Here is an 18,090-nt window from a genome sequence, read left to right on the forward strand (position 1 = left end):
AGACGCAGCGGTTCGTAAAAATGCTACCGTAATTTCGAACCGTAGCGTCTCGTGAATGGAGAGTCTGATCGTGATCACTGCCCTCGTGATCGGTGGCAGCTCCGGTATCGGCCTGGCCACCGCCGCCCGGCTGCACGCGGCGGGCGACACGGTCCACATCGCCGGTCGCGACGCCGCCCGGCTTCAGGCCGCCGTCGACGAGCAGCCGGGCCTGGTGCCCCATCGGCTCGACGCCGCCGACGCGCCTGCGCTCGTGTCGCTCTTGAATGAGCTGGAAACGGTGGACCGGCTGGTCGTCACGCTCAGCGGGAACACCGGAGCCGGCACGTTTGTCGACCTCGACATCGACGTGCTGCGCACCGCGTTCGAGGAGAAGTTCTGGCCTACCGTCACCGCCGTCAAAAGCGCCGTGAAGCACCTCAGCGGGCACGGCTCGATCACCCTGGTCGGCGCCGTCACCGCTCGAACCGGGATGCCGGGGACCGCGGGCATCGGTTCGCTCAACGCCGCCGTGGAAGGACTTGTCGCACCGCTGGCCGCGGAGCTGGCGCTAATCCGGGTCAACGCCGTCTCACCCGGCTACGTGGACACCCCGTGGTGGAACATGCTGCCTGACGCCGACCGGCGCGCCCTGTTCGATTCGGTCGCCGCCGGCCTGCCGACCCGCAGGATCGCCACCGCGGACGACGTCGCACAGGCGATCGTGCTGCTGGCCACCAACCCCAGCATGACCGGGACGATCGTCGAGGTGGACGGCGGCGCGCATCTCACCGCCTGACGGTCGATCCGCAGGCCGCCTCCCGCCCTCGCGCAGCGACGCAGGAGGACTGCGGCCCCGGACGGCGGTGGTCAGCGCACTCCGGCCAGTCGCGCCACCTCACGCACGATGCGGGCCAGGACGTCCGCACCCCACGCCGGGACGGCGTCGTCCCGCTCATCCGGATCGGTGCCGCTGACCTCGAGCATCAACCGGGCACCGTGACCAGTGCCCTCGCCGAGCGTCAAGCGCACGGCATCGCCCGGCCGGCCAGGCGCCGTCGTCAGCGCGAGGGCCCGAGGCGGTTCGACCTCGGCGACGGTGCCGAACATGACCTCGGGAGCAACCGGCGAGCGGAACTTTTCGCCGACGGCCAGTGCGGACGGGCCGACGGCAAGGTCCCACGCGGCCTCGGCGGTGCAGATCAGCTGACGCTCGAAGCGAAGCCGCCAGCCGGTACCGGTCGTGCTGATCGTCGGCCGGTCGAGACCGAACAACTCGACGAGCTCCTCGTGCCGAGCCTCGCCGCGGTCCTCCGGCGGGGTCGGCGCGCGCCCGTCGAGCGACTCGGCAAGCCCGGCGAGGCACTGCTCCCAGCCGGTGGTGAAGCTCGCGGCACCCGGACGGTCGTCGAAGCTGTGACTGAGCACGAGGGTGGTGCCGCCCTCCTCCCGCACCTCTCCCCCACCGCGGGGTGGGTCAAGGGAGTCTCCCGCCACCTGAGGCGCCGAACCAAGGGGCGTCTCCCGCCACCTCGGGCACGGCGCCGCGCCAAGGTCCGTCGCCGCTCCGGCACGCCGCCCGGGTTAAGGCTGCGCTATGGCAACCCCATCGAACGGTTGTCGACGCCCTGATCAGGCCGCGGGTGGCCTAAGTTTGACCATGTGCCCCACGTGCTGCTCATCGAAGACGACGCCGCGATTCGCGCTGCGCTGATCCGCGGCTTGTCCGATCGCGGGCACGCCGTCGCGTCGGCGGGTACCGGCATGGCCGGTCTGGAGCAGGCGGTGAGCTCGCAACCCGATCTGGTGGTCCTGGACCTGGGTTTGCCGGACGTCGACGGCCGAACGGTCCTGCGGATGCTCCGGGGCGCCAGCAAGGTCCCCGTCGTCGTGGCCACCGCGCGCGACGACGAGTCGGAGATCGTCGCTCTGCTCGACGCCGGCGCGGACGACTACGTCGTCAAGCCGTTCAGCGCAGCGCAATTGGACGCTCGGATCCGCGCGGTGCTGCGGCGTGGTGGTGAGCGCAAGGCCGACGAGGTCATCGAAGTCGGCGACCTTCGCGTCGACCCGCGCGCCCGCCAGGCCACGCTGGAGGGGCGCAACTTGGAGCTGACTCCGCGCGAATTCGCCCTCCTGCACTACCTGGCCGCGCGAGCGGGCGAGGTCGTCAGCAAACGAGAACTACTGGCCGAGGTGTGGCAGCTTCCCTACGGCGGAGCGGACAAAACCGTCGATGTCCACCTGTCGTGGTTACGTCGCAAGCTCGGTGAAACGGCGCACGAACCCCGCTACGTGCACTCGGTCCGCGGCGTCGGCGTGCGGATCGCGGCGCCGGAGAGCTGATGCGTCGCCGCGTACTGCTGCTGGTCGGCGCCACCACATCGTTGGTGCTGGTGGCCTTCCTGGTGCCGTTGGCCATTCTGGTCCGCGATGTGGCCGCCGACCGCGCCGTGCAGGCGGCCACCACACAGGCCCAGGCGCTCAGTTCGCTGATCGCGACGACCGACCGCGACTCGCTCGAGGTCACCGTGACGCAGGCCGACCAAGCCTCCGAGCACGACCTGACCGTGTTCCTCGGCGACGGCACCCGCCTCGGTCATGCCGCTCCGCGCAGTCCGCTGGTTCGACTGGCAAGCCGGGGCACCAGCGCGTCGGCCGACGTCTCGGGCGGGCGCGAAATCGTCTTCGCCGTCCGTGAAGGTTCCGGCCGCAACGCGGTGATCCGCGCGTTCGTGCCGGACGATCAGCTCCGGGCAGGTGTCGACCGCGCGTGGCTGCTGCTCACCGGGCTGGGCGTCACGCTGCTGGTGGTCAGCTTGCTGGTGGCCGACCGGATGGCGCGGCGGCTGGTCCGCTCGACCATTGCACTCGCCGATGTCTCCCACCGGCTGTCCAGCGGCGATCTGTCCGCGCGGGCCGATCCCGAGTCGCCTGCGGAGATCGGCGTCGTCGCGCGTTCACTCAATCACCTCGGCAGCCGTATCGACGAACTGCTCTCCGAGGAACGGGAAACCGTCGCCGACCTGTCGCACCGTGTCCGCACGCCCCTCACCGCATTGCGCCTGGAGGCGGAAGCGCTCACGAACCCGGAAGAAGCCGAACGCATCAGCGACGGTGTCGACGCGGTGCAGCGCGCGGTGACGCAGGTGATCGCTCAGGCGCGGCGCCGCAGCACCGAGCCGACCGCCGGGTGCGACGCCGCCGAGGTGGTCCGCGAGCGGGTGGAATTCTGGGCCGCACTGGCCGAGGACACCGGACGTACCCCGCGCTGCGAGATCGCGCCCGGACCGTTGCAGGTGCAGCCCAGTCGCGGCGATCTGGCGGCCAGCCTCGACGCACTGCTCGGCAACGTCTTCGCCCACACTCCGGACGGAACGGACTTCAGCGTGCGGCTCGAAGCCCGGCCGGGAGGCGGCGCGGTCCTGTGGGTGGAGGACGACGGCCCCGGTCTGCCGGAGAGCAGTCTGGCCCATCGCGGGGCATCCGCCAGTGGCTCGAGCGGTCTCGGCCTGGACATCGCCAGACGCACCGCCCGACGCGGCGGCGGCAGCCTGACCCTCGGCCGCTCGCCGAGCGGCGGTCTCAGCGTGCGCATGGAGCTCGCCGGAGTGCCCTGAAAGCCGTGGCCAGAGCCCTGCAGAACCCTCACGCGCGCTCCGCCGATGCCGTTCATGATCTTGGGGTTGCGTTAACCGTGACGTAGCGAATCACCAGGTCGCGCCGGGAGATCGTCGATCTCGAGCGGGAGTTCGAGCACGGCCGGGCCGTTCGGGGCGTGGAGGTGTACCACAAGGGCTACGAATACGACGTGGATGTCGACGCCGCGAACGGCACGGTGTTGCGCGTCGAACGCGACGACTGACCGACAAAACCGCCAAGGGGCGGGCCGCTGTGCGACCCGCCCCTTGGCGCGAACAGGCTTCAGGGCGTGTTGCCGCCGATCTGCTCCTGCAGCTCGGGGTAGAAGCCGCCCACTTCGGCGTAGACGCCCGGATACCCCGGCTGCGCACAACCGGCTCCGAACGACACCACGCCGATCAGCGTGGTACCGACCACCAGCGGTCCGCCGGAGTCACCCTGGCAGGCATCCTTCCCGCCCTCGGGATAACCGGCGCACACCATGCCGTCGGGCACGAAGAACTGGCCGTAGGCAGCCCGGCAGTCCTCGTCGGAGTTCACCGGGACGTCCACCTTCATCAGCTGGTCGGACTGCTGGCCACCCTCGGAGGTGGCACCCCAGCCCAGCGTCGTTGCGACGGTGCCAGGCTCGTACGCAGTGTCATCGGGGGTCGCCAGTTCCGCGGGCGCCTGATCCACCGGTGCCGCCAGCGTCAACACGGCGACGTCGTAGTTGAACGCGTCCGACCCGTACGACGGATGCACCCACACGTTCGTCACGTCCGAAACGGTGCCGTCGTCGGAGCTCATCACCGTGCGACCGGACACCACTTTCTGCTCCCCCGGCGCGTTTCCCTCGACGCAGTGCGCGGCGGTGACGACCTTGTCCGGAGCCGCCAGCGTGCCACCGCAGAACCCGCGCCCCTCCGGCGTGATCAGCCGCACCGTGAACGGATAGTCCTCGATGTCGGTCTCTTCCCCGCCGACGATGAACGGATGAACTGGGCCTTCGGCGGCAGTCGCCGTCGAGCCGGTACCGAGGGCCGCCGCGCACGCGATGGCCGCGACCGTCACTGCCTTGACCGCGATGCGTGACCTTGTCATGCACTCTCCTCCGTGGCTCGGCGGCACGGCCACGGACCGTCACCCACCGGAGCCGACTCCTCTGGTGCGTTCGGACGTAACAGCAGGGGTTCGACACCACGCTGCCAACTCGCGATCCGGGGACAGCACGTGAAGATCAACGGTTGGCCCGCACGGACCGTGACTTTTGCCCGGGCACGCAGACGATTTGCGGCACATGGCCACGAATGGTGTTTTTGCCCCGCCTTAACCGTCACGCAGCGCACCGCTAGCTCGCCGAGCGGGATCGTCGATCGGGACAGCACGAAGCGACGAAAGGACGGCCATGAAAGCGACCACGACCCTGGCAGGACTGGCCGCGGCGGCCGCACTGGTGACCGGCGGTGTTCTGATCGCCGAGATGAACGAAGGTGGCACGACCTCCGCTCAGCCCGCGGCACAGCAAACCAGCCGGACATCCGAGCGGACCGGCCGGACGGCTCAGGAGACCGACCCGGCCACTCCGAACCACTCCCCCACGCAGCAATCCTCGGCCGGCTGGAGCGACCAGGCATTGTCCGCCGACGAGGCGGCCGCGGTCGCCGTCCGGCACGTCGGCGGCGGTCGAGCGGTCGACATCGAGCGAGAGTTCGAACACGGGCGCAGCGAGTGGGAGGTCGAGGTGGTCAAGAGCGGACGGGAGATCGAAGTGCGCGTCGACGCCTCCACCGGCACGGTGACCCGCGTCGAACGGGACGACCGTGATGACAGGTTCGACGACCGTGACGACCGATTCCAGGACGAGTACGACGACCGCGACGACCGGCACGGCGACGACGATCGCCACGATGACCACGACAACGACCACGATGACGACCAGGATGACGACGACAACGACCGGGACGACGACTGACCGGGAGCACGACGAAGGGGCGGGCCGCTCAGGCCCGCCCCTTCGCTCGTCGATTCAGCTTTCTTTAAGAGGTTCCGCCGATCTGCTCCTGCAGCTCGTCGTAGAAGGTGCCCACGCGGGAGTAGACACCCGGCTTGCCGGGCCGAGCGCATCCTTCGCCCCACGAGACCACACCGACCAGCTTGTTGCCCGCGACCAGCGGCCCGCCGGAGTCGCCCTGGCAGGCGTCCTTGCCGCCGTCCGGGAAGCCGGCGCAGACCATGCCGTCCGGGGTGTACGACGAACCGTACGCCGCGTCGCACTCCTCGTCCGAGGTGATCGGCACGTCCACCTTCATCAGGTGGTCGGACTGCTGGCCGCCCTCGGTGGTGTTGCCCCAACCCAGCGTCGTCACCGTGGTGCCCGCCTCGTACGCCGCGTCGTCAGCGGTGGCCAGCTCCGCAGGCGTCTGATCCACCGGTTCCGCCAGCGTCAGGACGGCGACGTCGTAGTTGCTGCCGTCCGTGCCGTACGACGGGTGCACCCAGACGTCGGTCACGTCGGAGACGGCGCCTTCGTCCGAGCTCATGATCGTGCGACCGGACACCACCTTCTGGTCGTCCGGCCCGGCGCCGTCGACGCAGTGCGCCGCGGTGACGACCTTGTCCGGAGCCGCCAGCGTGCCACCGCAGAACCCGAAGCCGTCCGGCGTGGTCAGCCGCACCGTGAACGGGTAGTCCTCGATGTCGGCCTCTTCGCCGCCCACGATGTACGGCTGGACCGGCCCGTTGCCTGCCTGCTCGCCGGTAGCCCCAGCCGTCGCGCTGGCACCGAGCCCTGCCGCACAGGCGATCGCGGCGATGGCTGCCGCCCTGACCGCCCTGCGCTTGCCTTTTGCCATGTCGTTTCCTCCTGACCCCCCCGCGGAGCGAACCGCGACGGCCGTTCGTGCCCTGATAACCGGTTGCCCGGCCTTCTTGTCAAGGAGTACCGGCGGGACACACCACCGCACCAGGCCCAGCCGTCGTACTCCACTTGGGTGAACACAGCGCCGTGTCGTGCGCCAACGCTAACGGATTCCGGGGTCGTGACCAGCCACCAATCGTGCCTCCCTGACAAGAAGGCGCACGAAAGCGCACGTTCGTGCTATCTTGGGTGTATGACCACGGCGACGGGCTTGGACAGCGTTCTTGCCGAGGCGGGCCTGCGGGTCGACGCCCGGGAATTCCTCCGGTTGGTCGCCGATGCGGCCCGGCGGATCGCGCCGCCGCACAGTACGCCGAGCGACTACTTCAGCGAGGAACAACAACGCGTTCTCACCGACGTCGGTCTGGACCTGCGTGACGCGCAGGAGGGCGAGTCGGACCCGCGTGCACGCTCGGTCGCCACCGCCACGGCTTTCGCCGAGACGTCGTACTCGGTCGCCGAGGCGGCGCAGCGGCTCGGGGTCGACACCAGCCGCATCCGGCACCGGTTGAAGGAAGGCAAGCTGCTCGGCTGGAAGGAACGCGGCTGGCGGCTGCCCGCGTGGCAGTTCACCGAGCGGGGCACGCTGCCCGGCCTGGAGATCGTCCTGCGCAATGTCCCGGACGATCAGCCACAGCTCGTCGTCGCGGCGTTCATGACCACACCGCAGTCCGACCTGGAGTTGCACGGCAAACCGGTCACGCCGCGCGATTGGCTGCTGGCACACGGCGACCCGCTCCGCGTCGCAGAGCTGATCGCGGCGCTGGGCACGGCGGCGTAAGCCGGCTGAGGAACCGCTTGATGGCACGGCTTCCCTCGCCGCCGTCGGCCGACGAGCTGGCACGCGCGCTGCGACCGTCGGAGGACATCGTCGCGGTGCACCCGGCGACCCGTCTGGTCCGGATCTTCACCGCCCTGGGCAACCACCCGCAGAAGTGGAACCAGTTCCGCTATGCCGGACCGCTCCCCCACGGTCGCTTCGACCCGCAGGACGACGACGCGCCTGTCGACCAGACACAGCCCGGCGTGCTCTACTTCGCGCTGTCGGTGCGGACCAGCCTCGCCGAGGTCTTCCAGACGACGTCGACCGTCGACCGGACGACACGCTCACCGCATCTGGTGGTGTTACGTCCTGCCCGGACGCTGCGGCTGCTGGATCTCACCGGGTTGTGGCCGACCCGCGCAGGTGCGTCGCAAGAGATCTCCTCCGGGCCGAAGCGGATGACCCAGCGGTGGACCCGGGTGATCCGCCAGGCGCACCCTGAGCTGGACGGCGTCTGGTATCGCTCGTCGATGGACTCCGGTGACCCGGCCATCGCGCTGTGGGAGCCACCGGGTGGCGACGCGTTGCCGCCGAGCCCGGACGTGCTGCTCCCGCTGAACCACCCGGGCCTGGACTTGCCGCTGGCCCGGGTGTGCGCCGAGCTGAACTACGTGTTGGTCGGCTGAGAATCCGTCGCCGGCAGCTCGCCTGCTTCCGCAGCCCGCTGGTCCTTCCGGCTCTTCAGCAGGCTGAACACCGTGGTGAGCACCAGCACCGTGACGATCACGCCGAGCGAGATCCAGTTGTTGATCTCGAACGCGTCCGGCACCCAGCCGTACTCGTGCGCGGCGTGCAGGAACAGCTTGGCCCCGATGAACAACAGGATGGCCGCAAGGCCGTAGTTCAGGTAGGCCAGCCGCTCGACCAGCCCGCCGATCAGGAAGTACAGCTGCCGCAGGCCCATCAACGCGAACGCGTTGGCGGTGAAGACCAGGTAGGCCTCCTGCGTGATGCCGAAGATCGCCGGGATGGAGTCCACCGCGAACAGCAGGTCCGCGCTGCCGATGGCGATGATCACCATCAACATCGGGGTGATCCAGCGCTTGCCGTCGCGCTTGACGAACATCTTGTGCCCGACGTAGTCGTCGGTCACCGGGAAGATCTTGCGGGTGCGGCGCAGCAGCGCGTTCTCGTGGTACTCCTCCTGCTCCTGACCGCGCAGCATGGAGATCGCCGTCCACACCAGCACGGCGCCGAACAGGAAGAACACCCAGACGAATCGCTCGATGAGCGCCGCGCCGATGGCGATGAAGACACCCCGCATGACCAGCGCAAGCAGGATTCCGATCAGCAGCACTCGGTGCTGGTGGATCGCGGGCACCTTGAAGGAGCCCATGATCAGCATGAAGATGAACAGGTTGTCGACGCTGAGCGAGTACTCGGTGATGTAGCCGGAGAAGAACTCGACCCCGGGGTCGTGGCCGCCCCACACCCAGACACCGATGCCGAACAGCACCGCGCAGCTGATGTAGAACGTGACCCATCGGGCCGCTTCTCCGGTCGTCACCTCATGCGGTTTGCGGTCGACGATGACCAGGTCGATCAGGATGAGGACGAGCAGACCGCCGAGGGTGGCCAGCCACAGCCAGACGGGTACGGACATCAAACGTATACCTCCGGGGCAGATGAGTTCCCGGAGGTCTCTTCCACCGGTCTGGCCGGCCGACGGAGCCGGGTGCCGTCGGCATCAAGTGCCGCGACCGCCGTGCTGACGACTCCGCCGCGAGGGAATACTCCCCTCCACGTTCCGGACCATCTTGGCCGATGTCGGGCGTTCACGCCAGTGAAAGTACCCGTCGTCACGCTGTTTGACACCTTGGTGATCATCTGAGCGCTGTTTGCCCAGCTCGCAAACGGTTCCTTCGTGCCCGCCGGGCACGGCACCGGACGCATCGCAACGGTTCGGCTGCGGTTCGCCGGACCCTTAAGGCTTCTCAGCTACCGCCCGCTACGGTCGGGCACATGCGCATCCTGCGCCTCCCCCAGCGCCGCCTGCCCAGGCTCGTCGTCGTCATCGCCCTCGTTGCCGCGGTCGTGGCGGCAGCGGGCGGGATCGCGTATGCCGTGCGCCCGCAGCCGCCGGACGTCGCCACCGCCGAACGATTCATCCAGGTGCCGCGCGCTCCCGGCTCGCCGCAGCGGGAGCGGATCGACACGACGCTGTACATCCCGGAGACCGCGCGCGAGACGCCGGCTCCCGCGGTGCTGCTGCCGCACGGTTTCGGTGGCAGCAAGCAGAGTGCCACGCGGGATGCCCAGGAGCTCGCCGAGCGCGGCTTCGTCGTGCTGGCCTACTCCGCGCGCGGCCATGGGCGCAGCACCGGGAAGATCGGGCTGAACGACCCGGACGCCGAGGTCGCCGACGCTGGCAAGCTGCTCGACTACCTCGCCGCACAGTCGACGGTGGCCAAGGACGCCGACGGCGATCCGAACGTGGCGGTGGTCGGCGCCTCGTATGCGGGCTCGCTGGCATTGCTGCTTGCCGGGACCGATGACCGCGTCGACGCGATCGTCCCGGTGATGACCTACAACGACCTCGAACAGGCCCTCATCCCCAACACCGGTACGACCGGGACGTTCGCGCCGACCTCGCCCGCCGAGTCCATCGGTGCGGCCGACGGCGTCTTCAAGGAAGCGTGGGCAGGCAACCTGTTCCTCGGTGGCATCGGCAGTCCCGACCGGGGCGAGGGCGCCGGCCCACCGGTCGACGCACCGGAAGCCGGTGCCGATCCCGACGATGCGCCGGGCGGACAGGGTGCCGGAGCGGCGAGTGCCCTGTCCAATGGCTCGCTCGGCGGCGGCATCGCCTCACCGCGCGCCGGCCTGCCCGGTCAGCAGGGCGACGGCGCATCCGTCGGCCCGTGCGGTCGCTTCACCGAGAAGGTCTGCCAGGCGTACGCCGACATGGCACAGGACGGCCGACCCAGCAAACAGACCCGCGAGCTGCTGGCGCGTGTCTCGCCGAAGTCGGTGACCAAGAACATCACCGCACCGACACTGCTGGTGCAAGGCGAGCGGGACACGCTGTTCGGGCTGGAGCAGGCGGACGCCAACGCCAAGCAGATCGCCGCGGCCGGAGCCGACGTGCAGGTCGTCTGGTACGCGGGCGGGCACGACGGAGGCGGTCCGGGGCCGCAGCTGCGCGCGAAGATCGGCGACTGGCTGGCCTTCCAGCTCGGCGGGCCGAACGCGCCGGAAAAGAACCCGCTGCCGCCGTTCCGCTACGACATCCAGGGGTCGTTCCAGGCGTCACGAACGCCGTCGGTACGCACGGTCGAGGCGACGAGCTACCCCGGGCTGGGCAACGCGCACGTGACGCGGCATGACGTGCCCCTGCGCGGCGGGCAGCAGACCATCGTGAACCCGCCAGGTGGTACCCCGGCCTCCGTCAGCGGCGTGCCGGGAATCAACGCCATCGCCGGGCGTACCTCGGTTGCCGCGAGCCTGTTCGGCGTCGACCTGCCCGGGCAGGCGGCCGCGTTCACGTCCGCTCCGTTGGACTCCCAGCTGACCACCACCGGATCGGCCACCGTGCGGCTGCGCATCACACCGATGCCGGGCACGGGCGGGGCGCGCGGCGAGACGACCGACGCCGTGCTGTTCGTGAAGTTCTACACCGTCGACCCGGAGAACCGCCGTACGTTGCCCGGCAACGCGGTCGCGCCGGTGCGGATCCCGAACGTGCGCACCGGCGAGCCGGTGGAGGTCACGGTGAGCCTGCCGGGGATCGTCAAGCCGGTCGACCCCGGTCATCGCATCCAGGTCGTGGTGACGACGACCGACCAGGCGTACCACAACGCGACCGAACCGGCCTCCTACCGGGTTTCGCTGGTGGGCCCGATCAGCGTGCCCACGGTCGGGGGGACGGCGACGGGCGGCGAATGGCCGGTCACCCAGCTGCTCGGGATCGCCGCGGTGCTGCTGTTCGGTGTCGGCGTCGCGGCCGTCGGTGCGGTTCGACGCAGGCGAGCACGCAGCGTGGACGACGAACTGTCCGACACACCGCTGGTGATCGAGGGGCTGACGAAGACCTACCCCGGCGGGCTGACCGCCGTCGACAACCTGTCCTTCACGGTGCAGAAGGGCCAGGTGCTGGGTCTGCTCGGGCCGAACGGCGCCGGGAAGACGACCACGCTGCGCATGCTGATGGGCCTGATCACCCCGACGTCCGGCCAGATCAGGGTGTTCGGGCATCGGGTGTATCCCGGCGCGCCGGTGTTGTCCCGGATCGGCTCGTTCGTCGAGGGCTCGGGTTTCCTGCCGCATCTGTCCGGGCGGGAGAACCTTCAGCTGTACTGGGACTCCACCGGCAGGCCGCGGGAGAAGGCGCACTTCGAGGAAGCGCTGGAGATCGCCGGGCTCGGGTCCGCGGTGGACCGCAAAGTGCGCACGTACAGCCAGGGCATGCGCCAGCGGCTGGCCATCGCCCAGGCCATGCTGGGGCTGCCGGAGCTGCTCGTGCTCGACGAGCCGATGAACGGGCTGGACCCGCCGCAGATCCATCAGATGCGCGAGGTGCTCAAGCGCTACGCCGCCACCGGGCGAACGGTGCTGGTGTCCAGCCACCTGCTCGCCGAGGTCGAGCAGACCTCGACCCACGTGGTGGTCATGCACCGCGGCGCGTTGGTCGCCGAGGGCGAGGTCGGCGAGATCGTCGCGGCAGGTGGTGAAGCCACCTTCGTCGTGGACAAGCCGGAAGACGCGGCGCAGGCGCTGCGTGCGGTCGACGGCGTGACGGCCGTGGAGACCAACGGCCGGGTCGTGCACGCCAACCTGGACGGGATGGCGCGCAGCGACGCGGTCGCGGCACTGGTCGGTGCGGGCGTGGCGGTCGAGCAGGCCGGCCCGCGGCGGCGGCTCGAGGACGCCTTCCTGCAGCTCGTCGGAGAGGAGCCGCACGAATGAGCGAGCACGAGCGGAACGAGGTGTCCGGTGTGCACACCGACCCGGCGGCGCTGGACGACCTGACGTCGGCCGCCGAGAAGGAGTCGACCGGCATCACCGCCGCCGGTGGCGTGGAGGGCTACGACCCGCGCCGGACACTGCGGTTCGGGGTGGAAATGCGGCGGCAATTGAGCCGTCGCCGCACCCAGCTGCTGCTGGGGCTGGTCGCGCTGCTGCCGATCGTGCTCGTCGTCGCGTTCGAGATCGGCACGGCGAACGCGAACGCCCGGCAGGGCGGGTTCATCGACCTGGCCACGGTCAGCGCGCCGAACTTCGTCGTGGTGAACCTGATCGTGGCGGGCGGATTCCTGCTGCCGCTGATCGTGGCGCTCTACTTCGGCGACATGATCGCGTCCGAGGCGTCGTGGTCGTCGTTGAAGTACCTGCTGGCCATCCCGGTGCCTCGGCAGCGTCTACTGCGGCAGAAGGCGCTGGTCGCCGCCGCGCTGTCGGTCATGACCATCACGGTGCTCCCGCTGATGGCGCTGATCGTCGGGGTGATCTTCTACGGCGCCGGCGACGCGATAGCGCCGACCGGTGAGGCCGCGCCGTTTTGGGCAGCCGTCGTCTCGCTGGTCATGAGCATCGGCTACATCGTCGTGCACCTGGTGTGGATCGGCGGGCTTGCGCTGCTGCTGAGCGTGAGTACGGACGCTCCGCTCGGGGCCGTCGGAGGTGCGCTGGTGGCCTCCATCGTGTCGCTGATGCTGGACCAGATCACCGCGCTGGAGGACCTGCGCAACTTCCTGCCGACGCACTACGCGTACGCGTGGACCGACCTGATGGCCGCGGAGATCAACTGGACGAACATCGCCAACGGTGCGCTCAGCGCAGTGTGCTACGGGACGGTGTTCTGCCTGCTGGCCGGGCGGCACTTCGCGCGCAAGGACATCACGAGCTGAAGCCGGGACGCGCGCGCAGCCGTGTGAAGGCCCGAAACGACGGCACCCTCGCCGACTCCGGAGTGGGCGCGCCACCTCGCCTGGCACCGGAACGAGCGCACGACCGGGGCCGGAGCGAGCGTGCCACCCACGCTTGAGACCGGGCACTGGCGCCCTGCTGTGACAGCAGCGAACCCAGGGTCTCGCTGCGCCTAGGACGGCACCCAGCTCCGGCAACGCGGGCGCCCAGCCGCGGCCGACGCTCGCCACCCGAACTGCCCGCACCCCCGACCACGCCGTGCCCCCGACCGCGCGGCACCCCCTGGGCACGCCGTGCCCCCGGCCACGTCGTGCCCCCGACCACGCCGCCCCCCCCACCACGCCGTGCCCTCGGCGCGTCACTGCACCCCGGCAGCATCCATTCCGCGGAGCTCCTTCTTCAGCTCCGCGATCTCGTCCCGCAGCCGGGCGGCCAGCTCGAACTGCAGGTCCCGCGCCGCCTGCATCATCTGCTCGGTCATCTGCGCGATCAGATCGGCCAGCTCGGCGCGTGCCATGCCCTTCACGTCGCGGTCGACCAGCACACCGGAGCTCCGCACCCGGTCGCCCTGCTCCGGCTTCTTGCCGCGCGACGCGTTGCGGCCCGACCCACCGACCTGCACCTGCTCGGAATCCTCCGCCTCGGTGTAGACCCGGTCCAGGATGTCGGCGATCTTCTTGCGCAGCGGCTGCGGATCGATGCCGTGCTCCTTGTTGTAGGCGATCTGCTTCTCGCGCCGCCGGTTCGTCTCGTCGATGGCGTACTGCATCGAGTCGGTGATGGTGTCGGCGTACATGTGCACCTGTCCCGACACGTTCCGCGCCGCCCGGCCGATGGTCTGGATCAGCGACGTGCCGCTGCGCAGGAAGCCTTCCTTGTCCGCGTCCAGGATCGACACCAGCGACACTTCCGGCAGGTCGAGCCCCTCACGCAGCAAGTTGATGCCGACCAGCACGTCGTAGTCGCCCGACCGCAACTGCCGCAGCAGCTCGACCCGGCGCAACGTGTCCACCTCGGAGTGCAGGTAGCGCACCCGGATGCCGAGTTCCAGCAGGTAGTCGGTGAGGTCCTCGGCCATCTTCTTGGTCAGCGTGGTGACCAGCACGCGCTCGTCCCGCTCGGCGCGCACCCGGATCTCGTGCACCAGGTCGTCGATCTGGCCCTTGGTGGGTTTGACGATCACCTCGGGGTCGACCAGACCGGTCGGCCGGATGACCTGCTCGACGAACTCGCCACCGGTCTGGCCGAGCTCGTACGGGCCCGGCGTCGCCGACAGGTACACCGTCTGCCCGATCCGGTCGGTGAACTCCTCCCAGGTCAGCGGCCGGTTGTCCAGCGCGCTCGGCAGCCGGAAACCGTGCTCGACCAGCATGCGCTTACGCGACGCGTCGCCCTCGTACATGCCGCCGATCTGCGGCACCGTCACGTGCGACTCGTCGATGACCAGCAGGAAGTCCTCCGGGAAGTAGTCCAGCAGCGTGGCGGGCGCCGACCCCGGCGGCCGCCCGTCGAGATGCCGCGAGTAGTTCTCGATGCCGGAGCAGAACCCGACCTGGCGCATCATCTCGATGTCGTACTGCGTGCGCATGCGCAGCCGCTGCGCCTCCAGCAGCTTGTTCTGCGACTCCAGCTCCGCGACACGTTCCTCCAGCTCGCGCTCGATGTCGCGCACCGCGCGCTCCATCCGATCGGCGCCGGTGACGTAGTGCGTGGCCGGGAAGATGCGCAGCTCGTCGACCTCGCTGACGATCTCGCCGGTCAACGGGTGCAGGTAATACAGCTTGTCGATCTCGTCGCCGAACATCTCCACCCGCACGGCCAGCTCCTCGTAGGCCGGGATGACCTCGAGCGTGTCACCCCGGACGCGGAACGTGCCGCGCTGGAACGCCAGGTCGTTGCGGGTGTACTGCACATCCACCAGCGCGCGGAGCAGATCGTCCCGGTCGATCTCGTCGCCGACCCGCAACAGCATGGACCGGTCCAGGTACGACTGCGGCGTGCCCAGGCCGTAGATGCAGGACACGGACGCGACCACGATCACGTCGCGCCGGGACAGCAGGCTCATGGTCGCCGAGTGGCGCAGCCGCTCGACGTCGTCGTTGATCGACGAGTCCTTCTCGATGTAGGTGTCGGTCTGCGGGACGTACGCCTCGGGCTGGTAGTAGTCGTAGTAGCTGACGAAGTACTCGACCGCGTTGTGCGGGAACAGCTCGCGCAGCTCGTTGGCCAACTGGGCGGCCAGCGTCTTGTTCGGCGCCATCACCAGCGTCGGCCGCTGCATCCGTTCGATCAGCCACGCGGTGGTCGCCGACTTACCGGTACCGGTCGCGCCCAGCAGCACGACGTCCTTCTCGCCGCGCTTCAGCCTGCGCTCCAGCTCGTCGATCGCCTCGGGCTGGTCGCCGGACGGCTGATACTCGCTGACCACCTGGAACTTGCCGCCCTTGCGCGGGATGTCCGAGACCGGGCGGTATTCCGAGTGTGCGAGAACGGGTCGTTCGGTTGCGAATGCCACGTATCCAGAGTAGGTGCAGCCACCGACAATGTCGGGCCGCCTGGGGCAGGATGAATTCCGTGCACCCGCCGAAAGTCGAGCGGTTCGACGTGGCCGCCATGACCAACACCGACAACAAGGGCATCGTGCGGGCGGTCGACGAGTACCGCGTCGAGCCGTTCGGGCTGTACATGGCACGGCCGACACCGGGCCGGAAGAACTTCGCCTACCTGGAATCCTGGCTGCTGCCCGACGTCGGACTGCGCATCAGCGACTTCCACTTCACCCCGGGCCACGAGCGCGACCAGGACTTCTATCTCGACGTCGTGCAGATCGACGTCGACGGTGACACGTGGACGACCCGTGATCTCTATTTGGACCTGGTGTTGCGTTCCGGCAAGGACGTCGAGTTGGTCGACGCCGACGAGTTGATCGCCGCGACCACTCAAGGGCTGATCCCTGAACAGGACGCGGTCCACGCCATCCACACGGCGACGTCAGCCGCATCGGCCCTCGCCGCGCACGGGCACGACCTGCACAGATGGCTCGCCACTCGACAGATCACACTGAGCTGGCGCAGGCACAGCTGACCCCGTTCCACAAGATCGGTTGATCTTGACATCAACCGATCGGTCGATACCGATCTGACCGGGCTGCGGATTCGCCCGACCCCCGTCATGTTCGACGCTGAAGGTGTAGGACGAGGGGAAGGCGGGATATGCCGGTAGTCGAAGTACAGGGGTTGCACAAACGCTACGGCGACAAAGTAGCGGTCGACGACGTGTCGTTCTCCGTCGAGAAGGGCGAGATCTTCGGCATCCTCGGCCCCAACGGCGCGGGCAAGACGACCACCGTCGAGTGCATCGAAGGCTTGCGGGTGCCTGACCGGGGGAAGGTGTCGGTGCTCGGAATGGACCCGCGTACCGATCGCGCGGGTGTGACACGCAAGCTCGGCGCTCAGCTGCAGGAGAGCCAGCTGCCGGACAAGTTGCGGGTGGGTGAGGCGATGGAGTTGTTCGCCTCGTTCTACCCCGACCCGGCCGATCCGGAGCAGCTGTTGGAGACGCTGGGCATCGCCGACAAGCGGGACACCCCGTTCCGCAAGCTGTCCGGGGGCCAGAAACAGCGGTTGTCGATCGCGCTGGCGCTGGTCGGCAATCCGGAGATCGCGGTGCTCGACGAGCTGACCACGGGCCTGGACCCGCAGGCAAGGCGGGACACGTGGGATCTGATCGAGGACGTCCGCGACCGTGGCGTGACCATCCTGCTGGTCACCCACTTCATGGAGGAAGCGGAACGGCTGTGTGACCGGCTCGCGCTGATCGACCGCGGCCGCGTGGTAGCGCTGGACTCGCCCTCCGGCCTGGTGGCCAAGGTCGACGACGAGCAGCGCATCCGGTTCCGGCCCTCCGAGCCGATCGCCGAGGACGAGCTGCTCGCGCTGCCCGAGGTGCACTCGGTCACCAAGTCGGGCTCGCACCTGGTGGTCACCGGCGACGGCAACGCGCTGCATGCGGTGACGTCACTGCTGGCTCGCAAGCACATCGTGGCATCCGAACTTCGGTTGGAGCAGTCGACGCTGGACGACGCGTTCCTCGCGCTGACCGGCCGCGGCCTGGAAGCCGCAGAACAGGGAGGAAACTGACGTGACGACGGCGTTGGCGAAACTCACCAAGACCGAGGCGAAGCTGCTGCTGCGCGATCCGGCCGCGGTGTTCTTCATCATTCTGTTCCCGCCGCTGCTGCTGATCGTGCTCGGCGCGATCCCGCCGTTCCGCGAGCCGAACCCGGACACCGGGGTGCGGACCATCGATCTGTACGTGCCGATCCTGGTCGCGATGGCCATCGCGATGTTCGCGCTGTCCGGGCTGCCGAACCAGCTGGCGAGCTACCGGGAACGCGGCATCCTGCGTCGCATATCGACCACGCCGGTCTCCCCCGCCATGATGCTGGTGGCGAACCTGATCGTGTTCGTCGTGACGGCGCTCGGCGTCACCGCGGTCCTGCTGGCGATCGGCAAGCTGGCCTTCGACGTCGACCTGCCGCAGCAGCTGCCTGGCTACGCGCTGGTCTATCTGCTCAGCCTGGTCGCCATGCTCTCGCTCGGGCTGTTCATCGCCGCCGTGGTGCGTACCGCCAAGGCGGCTGCGGCGGCCGGGCAGGTGCTGTTCTTCCCGATCCTGTTCTTCGCGGGGTTGTGGCTGCCGCGGGCGGCGATGCCGGACACGCTGCGGCAGATCAGTGACTACACTCCGCTCGGTGCCGGCGTGCAGGCGCTGACCGACACCGCGGCGGGCGGCTCGCCGCAGTTGTTGCACATCGGTGTCATGCTCGCTTGGATCGTGGTGACGGGAATCGCTGCGGCTCGGCTGTTCTCCTGGGAGTAGG

At 69.1% G+C, this 18,090-nt stretch carries 16 protein-coding genes; 11 read left to right on the forward strand and 5 right to left on the reverse strand.

The features are described 5' to 3' along the window. The first annotated feature begins 55 nt into the window (after positions 1–55). Complete coding sequence (locus YWM_RS0114060; RefSeq protein WP_043661115.1) at positions 56–778, forward strand: SDR family oxidoreductase; 723 nt, start codon at positions 56–58, stop codon at positions 776–778. A gap of 71 nt (positions 779–849) precedes the next feature. On the opposite strand, the gene YWM_RS23695 is transcribed toward YWM_RS0114060, so the two are convergent. Continuing rightward, a complete protein-coding gene (locus YWM_RS23695) occupies positions 850–1,434 on the reverse strand; it encodes an SRPBCC family protein (RefSeq protein WP_052344898.1) in 585 nt (194 codons plus the stop codon). Positions 1,435–1,641: 207 nt separating this feature from the next. Here YWM_RS23695 and YWM_RS0114070 point away from each other — a divergent pair, with 207 nt between their 5' ends. Further along, positions 1,642–2,325: a response regulator transcription factor gene (locus YWM_RS0114070; RefSeq protein WP_028851267.1), complete on the forward strand. Its 684-nt coding sequence runs from the start codon at positions 1,642–1,644 to the stop codon at positions 2,323–2,325. Then, positions 2,325–3,599, forward strand: a complete 1,275-nt coding sequence (locus YWM_RS0114075; RefSeq protein ID WP_028851268.1) for a sensor histidine kinase — start codon at positions 2,325–2,327, stop codon at positions 3,597–3,599. The genes YWM_RS0114070 and YWM_RS0114075 overlap by 1 nt, the downstream gene beginning before the upstream one ends. 304 nt (positions 3,600–3,903) lie before the next feature. Here YWM_RS0114075 and YWM_RS23700 read toward each other — a convergent pair whose 3' ends face one another. Continuing rightward, a complete protein-coding gene (locus YWM_RS23700) occupies positions 3,904–4,704 on the reverse strand; it encodes a S1 family peptidase (protein ID WP_043661117.1) in 801 nt (266 codons plus the stop codon). Positions 4,705–5,008: 304 nt separating this feature from the next. Between YWM_RS23700 and YWM_RS25275 the strand changes: the two genes are divergently transcribed. Beyond that, on the forward strand, positions 5,009–5,575 hold the full coding sequence (locus YWM_RS25275; RefSeq protein WP_052344899.1) for a PepSY domain-containing protein: 567 nt from the start codon (positions 5,009–5,011) through the stop codon (positions 5,573–5,575). 64 nt (positions 5,576–5,639) lie between these two features. On the opposite strand, the gene YWM_RS0114095 is transcribed toward YWM_RS25275, so the two are convergent. After that, positions 5,640–6,455, reverse strand: coding sequence for a serine protease (locus YWM_RS0114095; protein WP_028851269.1), 816 nt, complete (start codon positions 6,453–6,455; stop codon positions 5,640–5,642). Positions 6,456–6,713: 258 nt separating this feature from the next. Between YWM_RS0114095 and YWM_RS0114100 the strand changes: the two genes are divergently transcribed. Continuing rightward, a complete protein-coding gene (locus tag YWM_RS0114100) occupies positions 6,714–7,301 on the forward strand; it encodes a hypothetical protein (RefSeq protein ID WP_028851270.1) in 588 nt (195 codons plus the stop codon). Positions 7,302–7,321: 20 nt separating this feature from the next. After that, a complete protein-coding gene (locus tag YWM_RS0114105; protein ID WP_028851271.1) occupies positions 7,322–7,969 on the forward strand; it encodes an RES family NAD+ phosphorylase in 648 nt (215 codons plus the stop codon). On the opposite strand, the gene YWM_RS0114110 is transcribed toward YWM_RS0114105, so the two are convergent. Then, positions 7,951–8,946, reverse strand: a complete 996-nt coding sequence (locus YWM_RS0114110; RefSeq protein ID WP_028851272.1) for a TerC family protein — start codon at positions 8,944–8,946, stop codon at positions 7,951–7,953. The genes YWM_RS0114105 and YWM_RS0114110 overlap by 19 nt on opposite strands. A gap of 359 nt (positions 8,947–9,305) precedes the next feature. Between YWM_RS0114110 and YWM_RS0114115 the strand changes: the two genes are divergently transcribed. Together YWM_RS0114115 and YWM_RS0114120 are read left to right on the forward strand one after the other, a co-directional pair. Then, on the forward strand, positions 9,306–12,248 hold the full coding sequence (locus YWM_RS0114115; protein WP_043661119.1) for an alpha/beta fold hydrolase: 2,943 nt from the start codon (positions 9,306–9,308) through the stop codon (positions 12,246–12,248). Continuing rightward, entirely contained in the window at positions 12,245–13,189 is a 945-nt protein-coding gene (locus YWM_RS0114120; protein ID WP_028851274.1) for an ABC transporter permease, read from the forward strand. The genes YWM_RS0114115 and YWM_RS0114120 overlap by 4 nt, the downstream gene beginning before the upstream one ends. Positions 13,190–13,566: 377 nt before the next feature. Here the strand turns inward: YWM_RS0114120 and uvrB are convergent, their stop codons facing one another. Next, a complete protein-coding gene (gene uvrB, locus YWM_RS0114125; RefSeq protein WP_028851275.1) occupies positions 13,567–15,723 on the reverse strand; it encodes an excinuclease ABC subunit UvrB in 2,157 nt (718 codons plus the stop codon). 50 nt (positions 15,724–15,773) lie between these two features. Here uvrB and YWM_RS0114130 point away from each other — a divergent pair, with 50 nt between their 5' ends. The 3 genes from YWM_RS0114130 (at position 15,774) to YWM_RS0114140 (ending at position 18,089) form a co-directional block, all read left to right on the forward strand. Next, entirely contained in the window at positions 15,774–16,292 is a 519-nt protein-coding gene (locus tag YWM_RS0114130) for a ribonuclease FAU-1 family protein (protein ID WP_028851276.1), read from the forward strand. A gap of 128 nt (positions 16,293–16,420) precedes the next feature. Continuing rightward, positions 16,421–17,347, forward strand: coding sequence for an ABC transporter ATP-binding protein (locus YWM_RS0114135; RefSeq protein WP_028851277.1), 927 nt, complete (start codon positions 16,421–16,423; stop codon positions 17,345–17,347). 1 nt (position 17,348) lies between these two features. Continuing rightward, the gene (locus tag YWM_RS0114140; protein WP_028851278.1) at positions 17,349–18,089 is read left to right on the forward strand and encodes an ABC transporter permease; all 741 of its coding nucleotides are present in this window, start codon (positions 17,349–17,351) and stop codon (positions 18,087–18,089) included. The last annotated feature ends 1 nt before the right edge of the window (position 18,090 follow it).

Source organism: Thermocrispum municipale DSM 44069 (assembly GCF_000427825.1).
GTDB lineage: Bacteria > Actinomycetota > Actinomycetes > Mycobacteriales > Pseudonocardiaceae > Thermocrispum > Thermocrispum municipale.